Annotated in this window: 13 protein-coding genes; 7 read left to right on the top strand and 6 right to left on the bottom strand. The window is 68.8% G+C overall.

The genetic code is table 11. From position 1 onward, the window contains the following. The first annotated feature begins 136 nt into the window (after window positions 1-136). The 4 genes from ABE459_RS17085 to ABE459_RS17070 are packed head-to-tail and all read left to right on the top strand — an operon-like array spanning window position 137 to window position 4,936. A complete protein-coding gene (locus ABE459_RS17085) occupies window positions 137-1,216 on the top strand; it encodes a PhnD/SsuA/transferrin family substrate-binding protein (RefSeq protein ID WP_323831979.1) in 1,080 nt (359 codons plus the stop codon). Then, complete coding sequence (locus ABE459_RS17080) at window positions 1,213-2,403, top strand: LLM class flavin-dependent oxidoreductase (protein WP_323831977.1); 1,191 nt, start codon at window positions 1,213-1,215, stop codon at window positions 2,401-2,403. Before ABE459_RS17085 ends, ABE459_RS17080 begins: the two co-directional genes overlap by 4 nt. Next, window positions 2,400-3,980, top strand: coding sequence for an ABC transporter substrate-binding protein (locus tag ABE459_RS17075; protein WP_323831975.1), 1,581 nt, complete (start codon window positions 2,400-2,402; stop codon window positions 3,978-3,980). The genes ABE459_RS17080 and ABE459_RS17075 overlap by 4 nt, the downstream gene beginning before the upstream one ends. Beyond that, window positions 3,980-4,936: an ABC transporter permease gene (locus ABE459_RS17070; protein WP_323831973.1), complete on the top strand. Its 957-nt coding sequence runs from the start codon at window positions 3,980-3,982 to the stop codon at window positions 4,934-4,936. Before ABE459_RS17075 ends, ABE459_RS17070 begins: the two co-directional genes overlap by 1 nt. Here ABE459_RS17070 and ABE459_RS17065 read toward each other — a convergent pair. The 5 genes from ABE459_RS17065 to ABE459_RS17045 all read right to left on the bottom strand — a co-directional run bounded on the left by ABE459_RS17065 (window position 4,908) and on the right by ABE459_RS17045 (window position 11,826). Next, entirely contained in the window at window positions 4,908-6,437 is a 1,530-nt protein-coding gene (locus ABE459_RS17065) for an ABC transporter ATP-binding protein (protein ID WP_323831971.1), read from the bottom strand. The genes ABE459_RS17070 and ABE459_RS17065 overlap by 29 nt on opposite strands. Beyond that, entirely contained in the window at window positions 6,430-7,254 is an 825-nt protein-coding gene (locus ABE459_RS17060) for an ABC transporter permease (RefSeq protein ID WP_323831969.1), read from the bottom strand. The genes ABE459_RS17065 and ABE459_RS17060 overlap by 8 nt, the downstream gene beginning before the upstream one ends. A 3-nt stretch (window positions 7,255-7,257) precedes the next feature. Further along, a complete protein-coding gene (locus tag ABE459_RS17055) occupies window positions 7,258-8,433 on the bottom strand; it encodes an LLM class flavin-dependent oxidoreductase (protein ID WP_323831967.1) in 1,176 nt (391 codons plus the stop codon). A 79-nt stretch (window positions 8,434-8,512) separates the two neighbouring features. Further along, window positions 8,513-10,744 (bottom strand): TonB-dependent receptor, encoded by a 2,232-nt coding sequence (locus ABE459_RS17050; protein WP_258706397.1) that lies wholly within the window; start codon window positions 10,742-10,744, stop codon window positions 8,513-8,515. Continuing rightward, window positions 10,741-11,826, bottom strand: coding sequence for an ABC transporter substrate-binding protein (locus ABE459_RS17045; RefSeq protein ID WP_125858377.1), 1,086 nt, complete (start codon window positions 11,824-11,826; stop codon window positions 10,741-10,743). The genes ABE459_RS17050 and ABE459_RS17045 overlap by 4 nt, the downstream gene beginning before the upstream one ends. A 282-nt stretch (window positions 11,827-12,108) precedes the next feature. On the opposite strand from ABE459_RS17045, the gene ABE459_RS17040 reads away from it, so the two are divergent. Then, window positions 12,109-13,338 carry an acyl-CoA dehydrogenase family protein gene (locus ABE459_RS17040; protein ID WP_323831965.1) on the top strand — a complete coding sequence of 410 codons (1,230 nt, stop codon included), beginning with the start codon at window positions 12,109-12,111 and terminating at the stop codon, window positions 13,336-13,338. A 40-nt stretch (window positions 13,339-13,378) separates the two neighbouring features. On the opposite strand, the gene ABE459_RS17035 is transcribed toward ABE459_RS17040, so the two are convergent. Further along, complete coding sequence (locus ABE459_RS17035) at window positions 13,379-14,119, bottom strand: class II aldolase/adducin family protein (RefSeq protein WP_323831963.1); 741 nt, start codon at window positions 14,117-14,119, stop codon at window positions 13,379-13,381. A 265-nt stretch (window positions 14,120-14,384) separates the two neighbouring features. Here ABE459_RS17035 and ABE459_RS17030 point away from each other — a divergent pair, with 265 nt between their 5' ends. Further along, window positions 14,385-15,533, top strand: coding sequence for an LLM class flavin-dependent oxidoreductase (locus ABE459_RS17030; RefSeq protein WP_323831961.1), 1,149 nt, complete (start codon window positions 14,385-14,387; stop codon window positions 15,531-15,533). Continuing rightward, on the top strand, window positions 15,530-16,588 hold the full coding sequence (locus ABE459_RS17025; RefSeq protein ID WP_125463773.1) for an ABC transporter substrate-binding protein: 1,059 nt from the start codon (window positions 15,530-15,532) through the stop codon (window positions 16,586-16,588). Before ABE459_RS17030 ends, ABE459_RS17025 begins: the two co-directional genes overlap by 4 nt. The last annotated feature ends 272 nt before the right edge of the window (window positions 16,589-16,860 follow it).

The raw sequence follows: 16,860 nt of genomic DNA, 5'->3' as shown, positions 1-16,860 counted from the left end.
TCCAGCAGCAGTGCAGCAGCAACAGCTGCCCCCGAACCAGCAGCCCTGCCGCCTGCAGCCCACTAAAACCAGCAAAAACCCGCTGGCATGCATCTTGCCGACGCCTTGGCATCGCACTCGTCCAAGGATCGCGCCCATGCTCACCTTCTGCCGTAACGGCCTGCTCGCCCTCGCCTCACTGCTCTGCGCCTGGCCACTTCAGGCCGAACCGCTGGTGCCGGTCAGGATCGCCATCGTTTCCTTCACCCAGGGCGGCCAGCCGGTGTTCGGCGGCATCGCCGGGCGGGTCGTGGAAGAAGGCTGGCTGCAACAGGCCCTGCGCGAGCGCGGCGCCGAGCTGCAATGGCAAGCCCTGCCCCACGCCAACGCCGGCCCGCAGATCAACGAAGGCTTCGCCAACGGCAGCCTGGACTTCGCCGTGCGCGGCGACCTGCCCTCGGTGATCGCCCTGGCCGGCGGCGTGCCGGGCAAGCTGGTGGTGCCCGGCGGCAACGGCGACAACGTCTACCTGGTGGTGCCGGCCCACTCCAGCGCCACCACTGTCGAAGACCTCAAGGGCAAACGCCTGGCGCTGCACCGTGGCCGCCCCTGGGAGTTCGCCTTCAGCCAGTTCCTCGCCAGCAAGGGCCTGAGCCTGGCCGACTTCAAGATCAGCAACCTCAACCCCCAGGTGGGCGCCGCCGCCGTGTCCGCCGGCAAGGTCGATGCCGCCGTGCTGCTCAGCGAAAGCTACCTGCTCGAAGACAAGCAGGTGGCCAAGGTGATCTGGTCGACCAAGCAAGGCAGCAACGACTGGCGTCTGGTCTCTGACCTGTGGGCCACCGACCGCTTCGTCAACGACCACGCCGACCTCACCCAGCTGGTCGCCAACGCCTGGGTGCGCGCCGCCGGCTGGATCGCCCAGGAACAGAACGCCGACGCCTTCTACCGCTACGCCTCGCGCGCCGGCACCCCAGAAAGCGTGCTGCGCCGGGAAAGCCAGGGCGACCCGGTGCCGTGGGCGCAACGCTGGGCACCGAAAACCGACGCCCAACTGCTGGCCCACTACAACGCCCTGAGCCAGTACGCCCTGGACAACAAACTGGTCCGCGCCAAAGTCGACATCGCTCCGGCGCTGGCCACCCATTTCACCCGCCAGGCCCTGCTCGAACAGAACCTGCAGCACGCCTGGCCGGCCCTCGACACTGCCCAGAACGCCACCGGAGTTGCCCCATGAGCATCGACTTCTTCACCCGCCTGCCGCTGCATGGCGAAACCCTTCACCTGCCCGGCGACCCACGCAACCGCGGCGACTGGCAGGCAGCGCCCAGCGAAGGCGGCGCGGTCTCCGACTTTGCCGTGGGCGACGACTTCACCTACATCGATTACCTCGGCCAGATCGCCCGCGCCGCCGAAATCAACGGCTTCGGCGGCGTGCTGATGGTCAACGCCCCCGGCGGCGAAGAGCCGTGGACGGTCTGCTCGTTGCTGGCCCGGGAAACCCGCAAGCTCAAGTTCGTCACCGCCTTCCAGCCCTTCCACTTCTCGCCCTTCGCCGCCGCGCAGATGGCAGCGACCTACCAGCGCGCCAGCGGCAATCGCCTGGTGTGGAACATCATCAACGGCGGCTCGGAGGTGATCCAGCGCCAGGTCGGCGACTTCACCGACCACGACGACCGCTACCGCCGCGCCAGCGAATTCCTCGACGTGGTCAAGGGCTACTGGCACAACGAGCAGTTCCACTACCAGGGCGCCTACTACCAGGCGGACGGCGGCGGCCTGCGCGGCCCGCAGAAAAAAGCCGAGCTGCCGCTGATCTGCACCGCCGGCTCCTCCGAGGCAGCCCGCGAGCTGGCCGCCAGGCACGCTGACTACTACCTGATGCGCGCCGAACGCCCCGAGGATATCCGCGCCCTGATCGACGATGTGCGCCAGCGCGCCATCGCCCACGGCAACCCCGGGATCCGCTTCGGCCTGTCGATCGACGTGATCACCCGCCCCAGCGACGAGCAAGCCTTCGCCGAAGCCAAGCGCTATTTCGACGAAGGCATCGCCAAGGGCGTGGTCAAGGCCCTGGCCGCCCATGCCGGGCTGCGCTCGGCGCGCAAGCTGAGCTTCGAGCACGAATACGGCGACAAGCACGAAGGCGTGGCCTTCGATGACTTCTTCATCCACCCCAACGTCTGGTCGGGCTTCGGCTACATCGGCCTGCCGCCGGGCATCGCCCTGGTGGGCAGCTACGCGAACGTGGTGGCGCGCATCCGCGAGTACCACGCGGTGGGCATCGACCTGTTCTTCCTCGCCGGCTACCCGCACCTGGAAGAGAGCTACCGCATCGGCGAGCACATCCTGCCGCACTTCCGTCAGCAACGCCGCCCCGCCGGCCGCCAGGCAGCGGCCAGCAACCCGGGGGTGCCGGCATGATCGAGCGCCCTCCTTTCGGCCGGCGTCGCTTCATCGGCGCCAGCCTGGCCCTGGGCGGCCTGGCGCTGGGCGCCGGGCTGCTCGGCGGCTGCGACCAGGCCCCGCGCCCTGCCACCAGCAGCACCGGCGACAGCGGCCCGCGCCATGGCGGGCGCCTGCGCCTGGGCATCATCGACGGCGGCCCCGGCGGCGACCTGGATGCCCACAAGCCCACGGGCGGCGGCATCGTCCGCGGCTTCGCCCTGTACAGCAAGCTGTGGGAGTGGGACGAAAACATGCTGCCGCGCCTGGCCCTGGCCGAAGAGGCCGAGGTCAGCGCCGACGGCAAGGTGTGGACCCTGCGCCTGCGCCAGGGCCTGGAGTTCCACCACGGCAAGACCATCGACGCCGACGACCTGATTTTCTCGGTGCGCCGCCTCACCGACCCGCAACTGGCCTCGCCCTACGCCGCGCTGTTGCACTGGATCGACCGCAACAACCTGCAAAAGCTCGACGACCGCACCATCCGCGTCCGCTTCGTCGACGGCGCCGGCTTCGTGCCGCTGCCGGAAACCTGGGTCAACTTCGGCGGCATCGTGCCGGTGGACTACCACCCGCAAACCAACCCGGTGGGCGCCGGCCCCTACAAGCTGAAAAGCTTCACCCCCGGCCAGCGCTCGCTGTTCACCCGCTTCGAGAACTACTACAAGCCCAACCAGCCCTACGCCGACGAGCTGGAGATCATCGACTTCAAGGACCAGAACGCCCGCCTGGCCGCGCTGCAGGCCGGGCAGATCGACCTGGCCAACGCCCTGGCCGGCGAGCACCTGCGCCTGTTGCAAGGCGTGCCCAACGTGCACACCCTCAGCTCGGTGACCAGCAACTGGCTGAGCTTCGACATGAACACGCAAAAAGCGCCGTTCGATGACGTGCGGGTGCGCCAGGCCTTCCGCCTGCTGGCCGACCGCGAAGAGCTGGTGGCCCGCGCCCTGAACGGCCAGGGCCGGGTGGCCAACGACCTGTACGCGCCCCACGACCCGACCTTCGACCACAGCATTGCGCCGCGCCCCTACGACGTGGCGCAGGCCAGGGCGCTGCTGCGCGAGGCCGGCCACGAGCAGCTCAGCGTCGAACTGGTGGCCGAGCAGGACGGCGCCGCCGTGACCTCGGCGCTGGTGTTCGCCGAACAGGCCAAGCGCGCCGGCGTCGACGTCCAGGTGCGCCAGGTCGACAGCGCCACCTTCAACGGCCCCCAGCACACCGAATGGGCCTTCAGCACTGGCGGCAGCATCGGTGCGCCGTTCCTCACCTGCGCCCTGCACGCCGACGCGCCGGTGTCGGTGGCCAACAAGACCCACTTCAACGACCCGCAGTTCGCCGAGCTGTTCCTCAAGGCCCTGGCCGAGCCGGACCTTGCCAAACGCACCCCGCTGGTCCACGCGGCGCAACGTATCCAGTACGAGCGCGGCGGCTTGCTGGTATGGGGCTACGCCAACCTGCTGGACGGCGTCTCCAGCCGGGTGGGCGGCGCGCACGCCGAGAAGACCCTGTTCCCCACCTGGCGCTTCGACCAGTTGTGGCTCAAGGAGCACGCCTGATGCGGCCCTTGCGCTGGCTCACGCTGCGCCTGGGCGCCGGCCTGTTGGGGGTGCTGAGCATCAGCCTGCTGGTGTTCCTCGCCATCCGCCTGCTGCCCTCGGACCCGGCACGGGTGATCCTCGGCCCCGGCGCGCCGGCTTCGAGCGTGCAGGCCCTGCGGCACCAACTGGGCATGGACCGGCCCCTGGCCAGCCAATACCTGGACTGGCTGGGCAGCGCCCTGCGCGGTGATTTCGGCCAGTCGCTGGATTCCCACGTCGCCGTGGTGCCGCTGCTGGCCGAGCGCCTGAGCGCCTCGCTGGCCCTGCTCGGCGCCTTCGCGCTGCCGGCGCTGCTGCTGGCGCTGGCCCTCGGCAGCCTGCTGGCGCTGCGCCAGGACGGTCGGCTCGACCGCCTGTGCCTGCCGCTGCTGGCGCTGTTCAAGTCGCTGCCGGTGTTCGTCGTCGCGGTGCTGCTGATCATGCTGCTGGCCACCAGCGTGTTCACCTGGCTGCCGGCCATGTCGCTGCTCGACAGCGAGCGTTCGCCCTGGGCCCAGCCCCGCTACCTGGCCCTGCCGGCGCTGACCCTGTTGCTGTCGGCCGCCCCCTACCTGGTGCGCCTGCAACGGGCGGCCATGATCGAGGCCTGGAACAGTGACTACCTCGACGCCGCCCGCCTGCGCGGCATCGCGCCCTGGCGCCTGCTGCTGCGCCACGCCCTGCCCAATGCCCTGCTGCCGCTGGTGCAGGGCATGGCCCTGGTGCTCAGCGTGTTCTTCAGCAGCGTGCTGCTGGTGGAAATCGCCTTCAACTACCCGGGGCTGGGCAATCTGCTCAACGACGCCTTGCGCCGCCGTGACGTGCCGCTGATCCAGGCCGGCATCAGCCTGGTCGCGGCCTTCGTGGTGCTGGTCAATCTGCTGGCCGATGCGCTGACGGTACTGCTCACCCCACGGCTGCGCACGGCGGGTTGAGCAACACAGGCGCAAGGTCCGCCGGGCGCTCCAGCAGCCGCCCGGCGTCGAAGGTCAGCACCCGGTTGGCCAGGCTGCGCACCACCTGCGGGTCATGGGTGACGAACAGCACGGCCAGGCCCTCGGCCTGCAAACCTTGCAGCAGGTCGAGGATCGCCACCTGGGTGGCGGCGTCCAGCGCCGAGGTGATCTCATCGCACACCAACACCTTCGGCCTGCACGCCAGGGCGCGGGCGATGGCGACTCGCTGGCGCTCACCCCCGGACAACTCGCCGGGGTACTTGCGCAGCACCTCCAGCGGCAACGCCACCTTGGCCAGCGCCTCGGCCAAGGCCGCCTGCAATGCCGCACCGGCCAGGCCAAAGCAGTGGCGCAGCGGCGTGGCCAGGCTCTGGGCAATGCGCAATCGAGGGTTCAGCGCCCGGTAGGCATTCTGGAACACGTACTGCACGGCGCGCCGCTGCCGGGCATCGCGCCTGTCCAGGGGCAAGGGCAGCGGCGCACCCTCCAGCAGCAACTGCCCGCTCACTTCATCACCCAGGCCAACCAACGCCCGGGCCAGGCTGGTCTTGCCGCAACCAGAGGCGCCGACCAGCGCCAGGCATTCGCCCGCGTGCAAGGTAAAGGCCGCCGCGCTCAGCAATGCTCGCCCGCCCTGGCGGATCGACAGCCCGCTCACGCTCAGCAGCGCGTCGGCACCCGGCGCACGGGGCCTGCGCGTCGAGCGTTGCGGCATGGCGGCCAGCAACTGCTGGCCATAAGCATGGCGGGGCTGGCGGAAGAACGCCGTGGCCGTGGCACTCTCCAGCAACTCACCGTCACGCATCAACAGCACCCGGTCGGCCAGCGCCTCGACCAGCCCCAGGTCGTGGGACACATACAGCGCCGCCACCCCGCGCTGCCGGCACAGCCCGCGCAAGGTCTCGAGTACATGGGCCTGGGTGGTCACATCGAGCGCCGTGGTCGGCTCGTCCAGCACGATCAGCCGTGGCTGCAGCACGAACGCCAAGGCTAGCAGCAGGCGCTGTTGCTGGCCGCCCGAAAGCTGATGGGCATAACGCCGCAGGAACCCGGCATCGTCGGGCAGGCCGACATCGACCAAGGTCTGGCGCAGCCGCGCCTGCTCGGCGGGGCCAGCCAGGCGCTGATGCGCACGCAAGGTTTCCAGCAGCAGGCTGCCAATGCGCCGTGCTGGGTTAAGGGCCATGGCCGGATCCTGCGGCACATAGCCCACCAGAGCGCCACGGGCCTGGCGCAGGGCCTCGCCCTGCAAACCCAGCAGCGCCTGGCCGGCCACCAGCACCTGCCCCGCGCTGATCCTGGCGCCGCGCCGTGCGTGGGCCAACAGCGCCAGGGCCAGGGTCGACTTGCCCGCGCCAGACTCGCCCACCAAGGCAACAATCTCCCCGGCGGCAATGTTCAACGAGATCCCCTTGAGCACCTCGCGCCCCGAGGCCAGGGCCACCCGCAGGCCGCTGACAGTGAGTAGGTGTTCAGACATGGCTACCTTCCTGGAAACAACGGGAAACGCCTTCGGCCAGCAGGTCGCAGGCATAGGCAAACGAAGCGATCAACAACACCGGCAACAGCACCGGCCACGGCTGCAGGCGCAGCCCCATCTGGTTTTCCTGGATCATCAGGCCCCAGTCGGCCGCCGGCGGCGCCACCCCGTAGCCCAGAAAGCTCAAGCCCGAGAGGATGCCGACCGCCCAGGTCAGCAGGTTGCCGTAGTGCACCAGCAACGGCCCGAGCATGTTCGGCAGGATTTCGCCGAGCAGGATCCGCCAGCGCGGCACGCCCAACAGTCGCACCGCCTCGACGAATTCCTGCCCGGCCAGGGCCAGGGCGCTGCTCCTGGCCAGGCGCAAGGTGCCCGGCAAGAAGGCGAACGCCACGCTCGCCACGATCAGCCACGGCTCACGGCCGAGCAACGACACCACCAGCAGCACCAGGATCAAATCCGGAAAGGCCAGCGACAGGTCGGCCAACCACTGCAACAGGCGGTCCGCCCAGCCGCGGCTGAACCCCGCCAGCAGGCCCAGCACGGTGCCCACCAGCAAGGCCAAGGTAGCGGCGGCCAGGCTCATCAGCACCAGCGAGCGGCCGCCGGCCAGCACCCGCGACAGCACATCGCGGCCCAGGTAATCGAAGCCCAGCGGCGCCCCGCTCAGCACCGGGCCATACACCTCGCCGCGCAAGGCGGTGAGGTCATGGGGGGCCAGCCAAGGGCCGCACAAGGCCAGCAGCAGGATCGCCGCGAACCACAACAGACCACGGCGCAACAGCTGCGTTGCCGAACCCTGGGCAACCTGGCGCATGGCTCAGCCCTCCTGGCGATGGGAGCCGTTGAGCGGGGTCACGGCGAAACCGTGGTCCAGCTCCAGCAGCGGGAACAGCAGGTCGGCCACCCGCTGCGCTTCGTCCACCAGCGGGAAGCCCGACAGGATGAACGCCGAAACACCCTCTGCCTGGTACTCGCGCAGGCGCTCGGCGACCTGTTCGGCGCTGCCGACCAGGTAGGTGCCCGCCGCCGGGCGCAGGATGTCGAAGCCGAACAGGCTGGGGCCGGTCCATACGTTGGGGTACACCTCCAGGTCACGCAGCGCCGGCAAGCGCCCGGCCTTCAGAGCCTCCAGGCAACGTTGCACACGCGGGTCTTCGCTGCGGTAGCTGTGCAACGACTCGCCGGCTGGCAACTGGCTGGCGACCGCGTCCAGTGCGGTCTGCAACGACGTGCGCTGCAGCAGGTGCTCGGCATGCGCCCAGGCTTGCGCCTCGGTTTCCCGCACGATGATCTGCAGCCGCGTGCCGTAGCTCAAGGTGCGCCCAAGCTTGGCCGCCTCGGCAGCGACCCGGCGGAACTTGTCGCCCAGCTTGCGCGGGGTGTCGGCAAAGCTCAGGTAAACGTCCAGCAGCTCCACCGAATGGGCCACCCCGGCCGGCGAGCTGCCCGCCCCCCAGAACGGCACGCCGGGCAATTGCCGTGGGGCGTTCCAGCCACCCAGCGGGTGCTCGGCGTCCTCCGGCGCACGGGCGGCAAGCTTGACGTAGGGGCTTTCGAACGCCTCGGTACGGCCGGCATACACATGCTGGAACGCACGCCAGTAATCCCGGCTGAATTGGTAGCGCTCGGCGTGGGGGAAATGCACGCCAAGCGACGCCAGCCCGTCATCGTTGCCATTGACCAGGTTGAGCAGCAGGCGCCCGCCCGAGTACTTGTCGAACGTCAGCGCGTAATGGGCCAGCACCGCGGGCGAGAGTTCGCCGGGGTACTGGGCCACCAGAAAGCGCAGGCGCTCGGTGGCATCGATCAGCGAGGTCGCCGTCACCAGGTTGGCGTTGGGCCCGGTGCCCAGCAGCGCGCCGTAATAGCCCAGGCGGTCGGCCGCCACGGCCACTTGCTTGAGGTGGTTGAAGCCGGTTCGCCAGCGGCCCTCGGCCTCCCACGGGTAAGGGCCGTCGGGGGCGGTGAGGTACCAGAGCAGTTTGATCGCCATCAGGGTTGTTCCTTGAAAAGAGGTTCGTCGGGTGCACGCGACGGCTCGGGTGCCAAGGCGGGGTGTGTCCCCCGCTCGGTCAGAAGTTGGTGGTGAGCGACAGCCCGTAGGTGCGCCGGTCGCCACGGGCATCCCAGGCAATGTCGAACGGCAACGGCACGCTGTCGGTCTTGTACTGCTTGTCGGTCAGGTTGTTGACGTAGGCGCTGACATCCAGGTCCAGCGCGCCGCCGAAGTGGTAGGTGGCGCTGGCGTTGCCCAGGGTGTAGCCGCCCTGGGACACGCTGTGGTCCTCCTGGGAGGTGGGCAGGAAGTAGATGCGGCCCTGGTAGCGCCAGGTGTTTTCCAGGGTCACGGCATCGCCGCCGGCCAGCGGGATGCGGTAGCGGGCGCCCAGCGACAGGGTGCGCGCCGGCGAGCGGGCGATGCGGTTGCCGGAGTAGTCCACGCCGCCGGAGACGAAGTCCTGCAGTTCGGTGTGCAGCAGGCCGACCGAGGCGTTCAGGTGCAGGTTGTCCAGCGGCAGCGCCTGCAGTTCGAACTCGGCGCCACGGATCACGCCCTGGGCGGCGTTGGTCAGCAGCGACACCACCTGGCCGTCACGCACCGACACCGCGTTGACCTGGATGTCCGAGTAGTCGTAGTAGAAGACGTTGGCATTGGCCACCAGGCGCTCGTTGAGCCATTCGCTCTTGATCCCCAGCTCGTAGGCATCGACGGTCTCCGGCGACACCACCGAGGTTTCCGCCTGCACCGTGGCGCCACCATTGAAGCCACCGGAACGGAAGCCCTTGGCATAACGGAAGTACACCCGCGCGTTGTCGTTCAGCTGGTACTCGGGGGTGAAGTCGTAGGTCAGCTTGTTCCAGGTGCGTTTGTCGTCCTGCTGTGCGGCGGTCACCAGCGCGCCGTTGTAGCTGCGCCACCAGTCGGCATTGCTGCCCACCGACACGCTGGCGGCGTCGGGTGCGACCACGCGGTCGAGGTCGATGTCCTTGGTCTCGCGGGTCCAGCGCAGGCCAAGGGTCAGGCGCAGGTCATCGGTGGCCTGCCAGGTACTGCTGCCGAACAGCGCGTAGCTGGTGGTGCTCTGCTCAAGGTCGGTACGGCCATAGCTGGCGACGTCGAACGCCTGGTTGTAGGCCGCCGGCAGGATGGCACTGCTGCTGGCGCTGTCGAGGCTTTCGTGGAACAGGTGGGTGCCGACGATCCAGCTCACGGTCTGATCACGCGGCGACGACAGCCGCAGTTCCTGGGACACCTGCTTCCAGTGGTCGTCGCCATAGGAGCGGCCGAACTCGTAGATGCTCATGTTCGGGCCCTGAGCCTTCTCGGTGACATCGTCGAAGGCGGTGATCGAGTCCAGTTGCAGCTCGCCCAGTTCCCATTTCAGGCCCAGTTGCACGCCGTTGTGGCGAATGCGGTCTTCGGCCTTGCCGGTGAACGCGGCTTCATCGGTGTCCAGCACCGGGGTCGGGCCGAACAGCGTGGTGTAGCCGGGGCCGCTGCCCCAGGCACGGGTGGCGATGCCCTGGCCGAGGTAGTCGCGGGCATGCAGCTGCAGGGTCGCTTGCAGGTCTTCGCTGATCTGCGCAAGCAGTTGCGCGCGCACCGCCTGGTCGTGGATATCGCCGACCGTGTGTCCGTCCACCAGGTTCTTCAACTGGCCATCGCGGCTTTGCTCGCTGAAGGCCACCCGCGCCGCCAGGCGGTCCTGCACCAGGCTGCCGCCATAGGCGCCTTCGTACAGCCGTGAGGCGTAGTTGCCGGCATCGACCTTGAAGTAGCCATTGGCGGGCTCGGCAAAACTCGGCTTGCGCGACACGAAGTTGATCGCCCCGCCGGTGGTGTTCTTGCCCCACAGGGTGCCCTGGGGGCCACGCAGGATTTCCACCCGCTCCAGGTCGTACAGGGGGAAGCCCGTGGCCACGTGGGGGCTGATATAGACATCGTCGGTGTAGATGCCCACCGGGTACACCGTGGTCGAGGCCATGTCACCCGAGCCCATGCCACGGATGTACCAGCGCGGCCGCTGGTGGCCGGCGAACTCCGGGGCGATGGCGTTCGGCACATCCTGCAGCGCCTTGCCGGCGGTGAAGCCGCCACCGGTGTTGCGGATCTGCTCGGCGGACACCGCCGAGATGGCCGCCGGCACATCCTGCAGCGACTCTTCGCGTTTCTGCGCGGTGACGGTGACCGTGGTCAGGGTCTGCGGGTCGGCTTGTGGCGCCACGCTGTCGGCGGCCAGGGCCTGGCCAGCCCCCAGGGCGATCAGCAAGGCCAGGCGCTGCAACTGGAAAGGCGGTTTCATGCGGGTGTCACTCCAAGCCGGGCGCCATGACGGCGGGCGATCAGTTCGTGGGCCGCCTGCAGCGGGCGTGGGTCGGCCCAGCCGGCCAGCTCGAAGTCGCGTTCGAGAAAGCCATGGCGGTAGAGGAAGTGCTTTTGCAGGGCCAGGTATTCCAGGCGCTCGGCAGACAAGTCCGGGTGCAGCGAGGCGTGGAAGTCGCCCCGGTAGGCCTGCTCGATGCCCGCCTGCTCGGAAGCGGTCTCTTCGGCGAGGATGGCGCGCAGCGGGCCAAGGTTGTCCCGAGCCCAGTCGGCCGCCAGCAGGGTCTGGGCGAGAAAGCGCACCACCAGGTCGAAGTGCTCGTCGAGCAGCCGTTGGTGAACGGTGATCGGCCGCGGCGTGCCGTTGTTGATGCGGTAGCGCGGCGCGGCGATCAGGTCGAGGTCGATACCCACCACCAGGCCCAGGCGCCGCGCCGCATCCGCCGCGGCGCCGCCCTTGACGTAGACCGCATCGACTTCACCGCGCACCAGGTAATCCAGGCCGCTCCACAGCCGTTGCAGGTGGTCGATGCGGGCCGGCCCCGGCCCGTCGTCGAGGCTGGCCAGCGGCACTTCGACCAGCTGCACGTCGTCGAAGTCCAGCCCGCCGAGCTTCAAGGCGCTGCTGTAGCCGTGCAGGCTCATGGCCCGGACGAAACTGCCCGGGCGCCCGGCCTCGCTCCAGGCCGGCAAGGCCAGGCGCTTGCCCTTGAGGTCGGCCGGGCGGCTGATGCCCGCATCGCGGCGAACCAGGATGGTCTGCCACTCCTCGATCCAGGTCAGGCCGATCAGCCGGGTGGGCGAGCCCGCCGCGCGCGCCGCCAGGGCCGGCACGTTGCCGCCCTCGCGGATCAGCCCGGGCAGCTCGTGGTCGTAGTGATGGCGACCCAGTTCACGGGCGTCCTGCAAGGTGTCGACGCGGATGCCGTCGGCGGCGAACTCTTGTTGCAGCCAGCCCAGTTTGTAGGCCAGCCCGGAGGCGGTGGGGACCGGGCAACGGGTGAACCACAGGCGGTCCAGAGGCGGGGGCGGCGACGCAGGCGCGCTGGCAGCGTTTGGCATGAAGTACTCCAGGATTGAGAGGGCCGACTAGGCCGTTTGCCGAGCACATCGCAATGCCCATGCCAACCCCTGCAGCCCAGGTATTCCGGGGCCTTGCCCTCATCTGAAGGGGTTATTGCTGCCTCAGCAGCAGTTGGCCAGCAGTGCGCTGCTGCTGGCTGCGCAAACGGCCCGTTCATAGCCCCTGCCCCGCCGCTGCCAGGCCCGTGCCCAGGGTGTTTGCGGGCGCTGGCGCAGAACTTGCTCCTGCCCCTGCCTCGCTTAACCGACCCAGGAGCCACCATGAGCCACACCCCCCACACAAGAACCCTGCACAGCGAGGCCGAGGCCATCGCCGTAGCCCGCGAAGTGGCCACCGAAATCAGCCAGCTGGCCAGCGACCCCCACAGCGAACAGCAACTGCCCATCCGCCAGGCCGAGCTGCTCAGCGCCAGCGGCCTCACCGCCATCGGCGTACCACGCCAGTACGGCGGCCTTGGCGCCTCGGTGGCGACCATCGTCGAGGTGGTGCGCCTGATCGCCAGCGCCGATGGCGGCGTCGGCCAGATCCTGCAGATCCACAACGTGATGCTGCGCGGCATCATCGAGGGCTACAGCGCCACCGCCCGCGCCCGGATTCTCGCCGACGTGCTGGCCGGCAAGCGCCTGGCCAATGCCCTGGCGGAAGTCGGCGGCAAGAACAAGTTCGCCATCAAGACCCAGCTGGCGCGTGGCGCCGACGGCCGCCTGCTGCTCAACGGCAGCAAGTTCTACTGCACCGGCGCCTACCTGGCCGACTGGATCTGGCTCACCGCCAGCTACGGCGAGGGCGCCGCAGGCGTGTGGATCAACCGCGCGGCGCCTGGCCTTGAGTTGATCGACGACTGGCGCGCCTTCGGCCAGCGCCACTCGGTCAGCGGCACGGTCAACTTCCACGACATCGAGGTGGACGACGACTTCTTCGTCGCCAGCGAAGGGCCGATGAAGCGTACCGGCCTGACCTTCCCGCAGATCCTCCACGCGGCCATCGACAGCGGTATCGCCGCCGGCGCCCTGCAGGCCGGCAGCGAGTACCTGCGCAGCCGTGCCCGGCCCTGGGTGGAAAGCGGTGTGGAGCATGCCTGGGAAGAGCCGCACATCATCCGCCAGGTCGGCGAGTACGCCGTGGCCCTGCGCGGCGCCGAAGCCGTGCTGCGCGAGGCCGCCCGTTTGTTCGACCAGCACCTGCAGGACGAGGACGACAAAGCGTTGCAGGACGAACTGATCCTGGCGGTGGCCACCGCCCGCGCCCATGCCGATGCCGCCGCGCTGAAGATCGCCAGCGACATCTTCTCGCTGCTGGGTGCCAGCGCGATCCTCAGCAAATGGAACCTCGATCGCTTCTGGCGCGATGCCCGGGCCCACACCACCCATGACCCGATCCGCTGGCGCCTGCATCACATCGGCAACTACTACCTCAACGGCGTCGACCCGGGCGAGTACACCGCCATCCTGGCCAAGGGTGAAAAGGGCCTGCGCGCCAAACAGGGCTGAGCCAGCACCGCAGCGCCCCGGGCGCTGCGGCAACCCGCGGCTAGACCTCGGCGATCAGCGCCCGGCCCTGCTCCCACAGCCCGCTCATGCGCCATTGCTGCTCCAGCACGCCGGGCCCGAACGGCTTGCCACCGCCCACCGCCTCGGCCAGCGTCTGGAAGTAGGCGCCCTCCTCGAACAGCAGGATCCACTTGGCCGACTTGAGGATGCCCTCGCCCCAGAACGTCGCCCCGCCATTGGCTTCAAGAATCGCCGGGGTGTGCGGATTGGCCTCGATCACCTGCACGATGAACGCCGACTCCGGCTGGCGGCGGTCGATGTACACCGGCAGCTCGCGGGCCAGGGTGACGCGCTGGGCGGCGGCGTAGTCCAGCGGCAATGCGCGGTGGGCGCCGGCCCAGCCGCCCAGGTAGGGCGTGTGCACGTGGATCACTACATTGACCTCAGGGCGCTGTTGCAGCACCGCGGCGTAGCGCTTGCCCGCGCCGCCCTGGCGGCTTTCGCCGAGCGCCACGCCCGGGGGCAGGTATTCATCGAGGTGGACCACGCCGTCGTAGCTGGCGACCACGGCACGGATGCTCTGGTCGTCGTCCCATGGGCTGGGGGTGGCCAGGGCGATCACCAGGTCCGTGCCGGGCACCCGCAGGTGCGCCTGGAAGGTGTTGGTGGCGGTCAGCGTGCGGCTGTCCTTGAGCACCCGGAATACCTTGGCGGTATCACGCTTGGCCTGCTCGACCTGGGCCAGAATGGCGGCGTCGAGAAGTGGGGAAATCTGGCTCATGTTGACTCCTGGCAAGGGTAAGCGCCGTAGATGGCTGCCAGGCCTGTCAGCAGAACCTGTGCCAGGTGGGCCGAACCGCGCCCGCGCTGGCCTGCGTCGCACGCGGGCGGCGCGCCGCTGCTGACACCCCAGCAGCCGTTGCTGACGCAGTGCTGCTCCAGCAGCAGCGGCCACCGGCAAGCCCTCGCCAGGCCCGCTGCCAGGGGCGTGGCATGGGCATTGCTATCCCTTGTCACCCCTACCTTTGGTTCAGGAACGCGAATCCATGAGCAGTGAATTCTTCTGGCGCCTGCCGCTGGGCAGCGATGGCCACCAGCTGAGCACCGACCTGCACGACCGTGGCAGTTTCTCGGCCCGGCCCGGCCATATCGCCCCCGGCCGCACGGCCAGCGGCAGCGCCGACGGTTTCACCTACATCGACTACATCGCCCAGGTGGCCAAGGCCGCCGAGCTGGCAGGCTTCGAGGGCGCGCTGCTGCCCACCGGCCCCGAGCCATGGATCGCCGCCGCGGCCCTGGCCCGGGAAACCCGGCGCCTGCGTTTTCTGGTGGCGTTCCAGGCCGCCTGGACGCTGCCGGCCTACGTGGCGCAGCAGGCCGCGATCCTCCAGCACCTGAGCCACGGCCGCCTGGACTGGAACATCATCACTGGCGGCAACCCCGCCAGCCAGCGGGCCCACGGTGACTTCCTCGACCACGACCAGCGCTACCGGCGCACCGACGAGTTCCTCGACATCATCGACGGCCTGTGGCGCCACCCGCAGTTCAGCTACGAGGGCGAGGTCTACCGCCTGGAGCACGGCAGCCTGCCCGAAGAGCTGCGCCACGAGCGCAAGCCGGCGGTGTATTTCTCGGGCTTCTCCGCCCCGGCCCTGGACGTTGCCGCCCGGCATGCCGACGTCTATCTGAACTGGGCGGAGCCGGTGGCGGCGCTCAAGCCGCACCTGGAGCGGGTGCGCGAACTGGCCGACAAACAGGGCCGCCAGGTGCGCTTCGGCCTGCGCGTGGACCTGTTCGCCCGGGAAACCGAAGACGCTGCCTGGCGTGACCTGCGCCGGCAGTTCGAGGCCATCGGCAACCGCCCCAGCCGGGTCAGCCAGGACTTCACCCGCGGCTCCGACTCGGTCGGCGCCGCCCGCCAGACGGCTTATCACCAACACCTCGAGCGCTTCGACGACCTGGTCATCGGCCCGAACCTGTGGGCCGGTTTCGCCAAGGCCAAGCCCGGCCCGGCCGTGGGCCTGGTGGGCAGCCACCAGAACATCGCCGAACGCCTGGCCGAGTACCAGGAGGCTGGTTTTTCGACCTTCATCCTGGCCGGCAACCCGCACCTCGAAGAAGCCCTGCGCATCGGCCAGGAAGTCCTGCCGCTGCTGCGCAACACCCCCGACCAGCCACGCAAGGACCTGCGATGAGCACCCCACTGGACACCCTCTGGTACACCCACAGCCCGGTACCGACCGGGCTCGGCCTTGCTGTCGAGTCCGGGCGCCTGGCCGAGGCCCTGCGCCCCCACGGCACCAATATCCAGGCGTTGCGCGAGTCGGCGCTGCGCGATGTGCGCGAAGCCCACTACGACCACCACCTGCCCAACTCGGTGCGCCATGGCGGCAACATCCCGGCGATCTGGGCCTACGCCAGCGGGCGCGACACGCGCCTGCTCGGCTTGTCGTGGAGCGACGAGGTGCAGTTGATTCTGACCACCGCAGACAGCGGCGTGAAGAGCGTGCGCGACCTGCGCCACCGGCGCTTCGGCCTGCCCAAGTGGGCCAATGTGCAGATAGATTTCACCCGTGCCCAGGCCCTGCGCGGCCTGGAAAACGCCCTCAAGCTCGAAGGCCTGAGCGTCAGTGACGTGGAGCTGGTGGACTACCCCTACGGCGGCACCCACAGCGACGAGCAGATCCGCCGCGTGCACGGCACCACGGTGGCCTACGCCAGCAACGGGCCGATCCTGCGCAACAACGAACTGATCGGTCTGTTGCGCGGCGACATCGATGCGATCTTCCTCAAGGGTGCCCATGCGGTGAGCCTGGCCAACGAGTTCGGGCTGCATGTGGTCATCGACACGGGGTCGCACCCTGACCCGTTGATCCGCTCGAACAACGGCACGCCGCGGACCCTGACCATGGATGGTCACCTGCTGCAGCATCATCCCGAGGCGGCGCGGCTGATCGTCGATAGTGTGTTGCGGGCTGAGCAGTGGGCTTGGGCGCACCCGGAGGAAACCCGGCAGTTTTTGGCCCGTGAGCTGAATACCAGTGAGCATTGGGTGGCCACGGCTTACGGGGAGGATGCGCATCGGCGCTTGCGGACCATGCTTGATGAGCAGTCGATTGTGGGGTTGCAGGATTTCACCGATTTTTTGCACCGGTGGGGGTTTATTCCGCGGCGGTTTGATGTGCGGGAGTGGATTGACTTTAGTGTGCTTGAGGCGGTGTTGCGGTCGACTTCGCGGTTGGCGGTTTGAGTTTGAGTCCGAGTTCAAGGTGTTGGTTTTTGTAGATGTATGCGCATTCAGCGGCGATGTCGACTTTTAGTCACCTTTCCGCCCTTACGGCGGCCTACTTTTTTCTTGGAAAAAGTAGGCAAAACCGCCTGCTCCCATCATACGGCCCCTACGCTGCGCTTCGGGGTCCCCTCGCTCCGGTGCCTTCCGGGCCCGCGCGGCCTACGACTTGCTGCGCAAGTCTACATCTCGCGCCTTCGGCTACGCCGAAGGGTGCTGCGCACCAGGGCCCT

Source organism: Pseudomonas sp. TWI923, from assembly GCF_039673365.1.
Lineage (GTDB): Bacteria > Pseudomonadota > Gammaproteobacteria > Pseudomonadales > Pseudomonadaceae > Aquipseudomonas > Aquipseudomonas sichuanensis.
This window is presented reverse-complemented; position numbering and strand designations above follow the sequence as displayed.

Coding starts and splice junctions, on each gene's coding strand:
- ABE459_RS17085 (WP_323831979.1), top strand. CDS start 137: ATGCTCACCTTCTGCCGTAACGGCCTGCTCGCCCTCGCCTCACTGCTC.
- ABE459_RS17080 (WP_323831977.1), top strand. CDS start 1,213: ATGAGCATCGACTTCTTCACCCGCCTGCCGCTGCATGGCGAAACCCTT.
- ABE459_RS17075 (WP_323831975.1), top strand. CDS start 2,400: ATGATCGAGCGCCCTCCTTTCGGCCGGCGTCGCTTCATCGGCGCCAGC.
- ABE459_RS17070 (WP_323831973.1), top strand. CDS start 3,980: ATGCGGCCCTTGCGCTGGCTCACGCTGCGCCTGGGCGCCGGCCTGTTG.
- ABE459_RS17065 (WP_323831971.1), bottom strand. CDS start 6,437: ATGTCTGAACACCTACTCACTGTCAGCGGCCTGCGGGTGGCCCTGGCC.
- ABE459_RS17060 (WP_323831969.1), bottom strand. CDS start 7,254: ATGCGCCAGGTTGCCCAGGGTTCGGCAACGCAGCTGTTGCGCCGTGGT.
- ABE459_RS17055 (WP_323831967.1), bottom strand. CDS start 8,433: ATGGCGATCAAACTGCTCTGGTACCTCACCGCCCCCGACGGCCCTTAC.
- ABE459_RS17050 (WP_258706397.1), bottom strand. CDS start 10,744: ATGAAACCGCCTTTCCAGTTGCAGCGCCTGGCCTTGCTGATCGCCCTG.
- ABE459_RS17045 (WP_125858377.1), bottom strand. CDS start 11,826: ATGCCAAACGCTGCCAGCGCGCCTGCGTCGCCGCCCCCGCCTCTGGAC.
- ABE459_RS17040 (WP_323831965.1), top strand. CDS start 12,109: ATGAGCCACACCCCCCACACAAGAACCCTGCACAGCGAGGCCGAGGCC.
- ABE459_RS17035 (WP_323831963.1), bottom strand. CDS start 14,119: ATGAGCCAGATTTCCCCACTTCTCGACGCCGCCATTCTGGCCCAGGTC.
- ABE459_RS17030 (WP_323831961.1), top strand. CDS start 14,385: ATGAGCAGTGAATTCTTCTGGCGCCTGCCGCTGGGCAGCGATGGCCAC.
- ABE459_RS17025 (WP_125463773.1), top strand. CDS start 15,530: ATGAGCACCCCACTGGACACCCTCTGGTACACCCACAGCCCGGTACCG.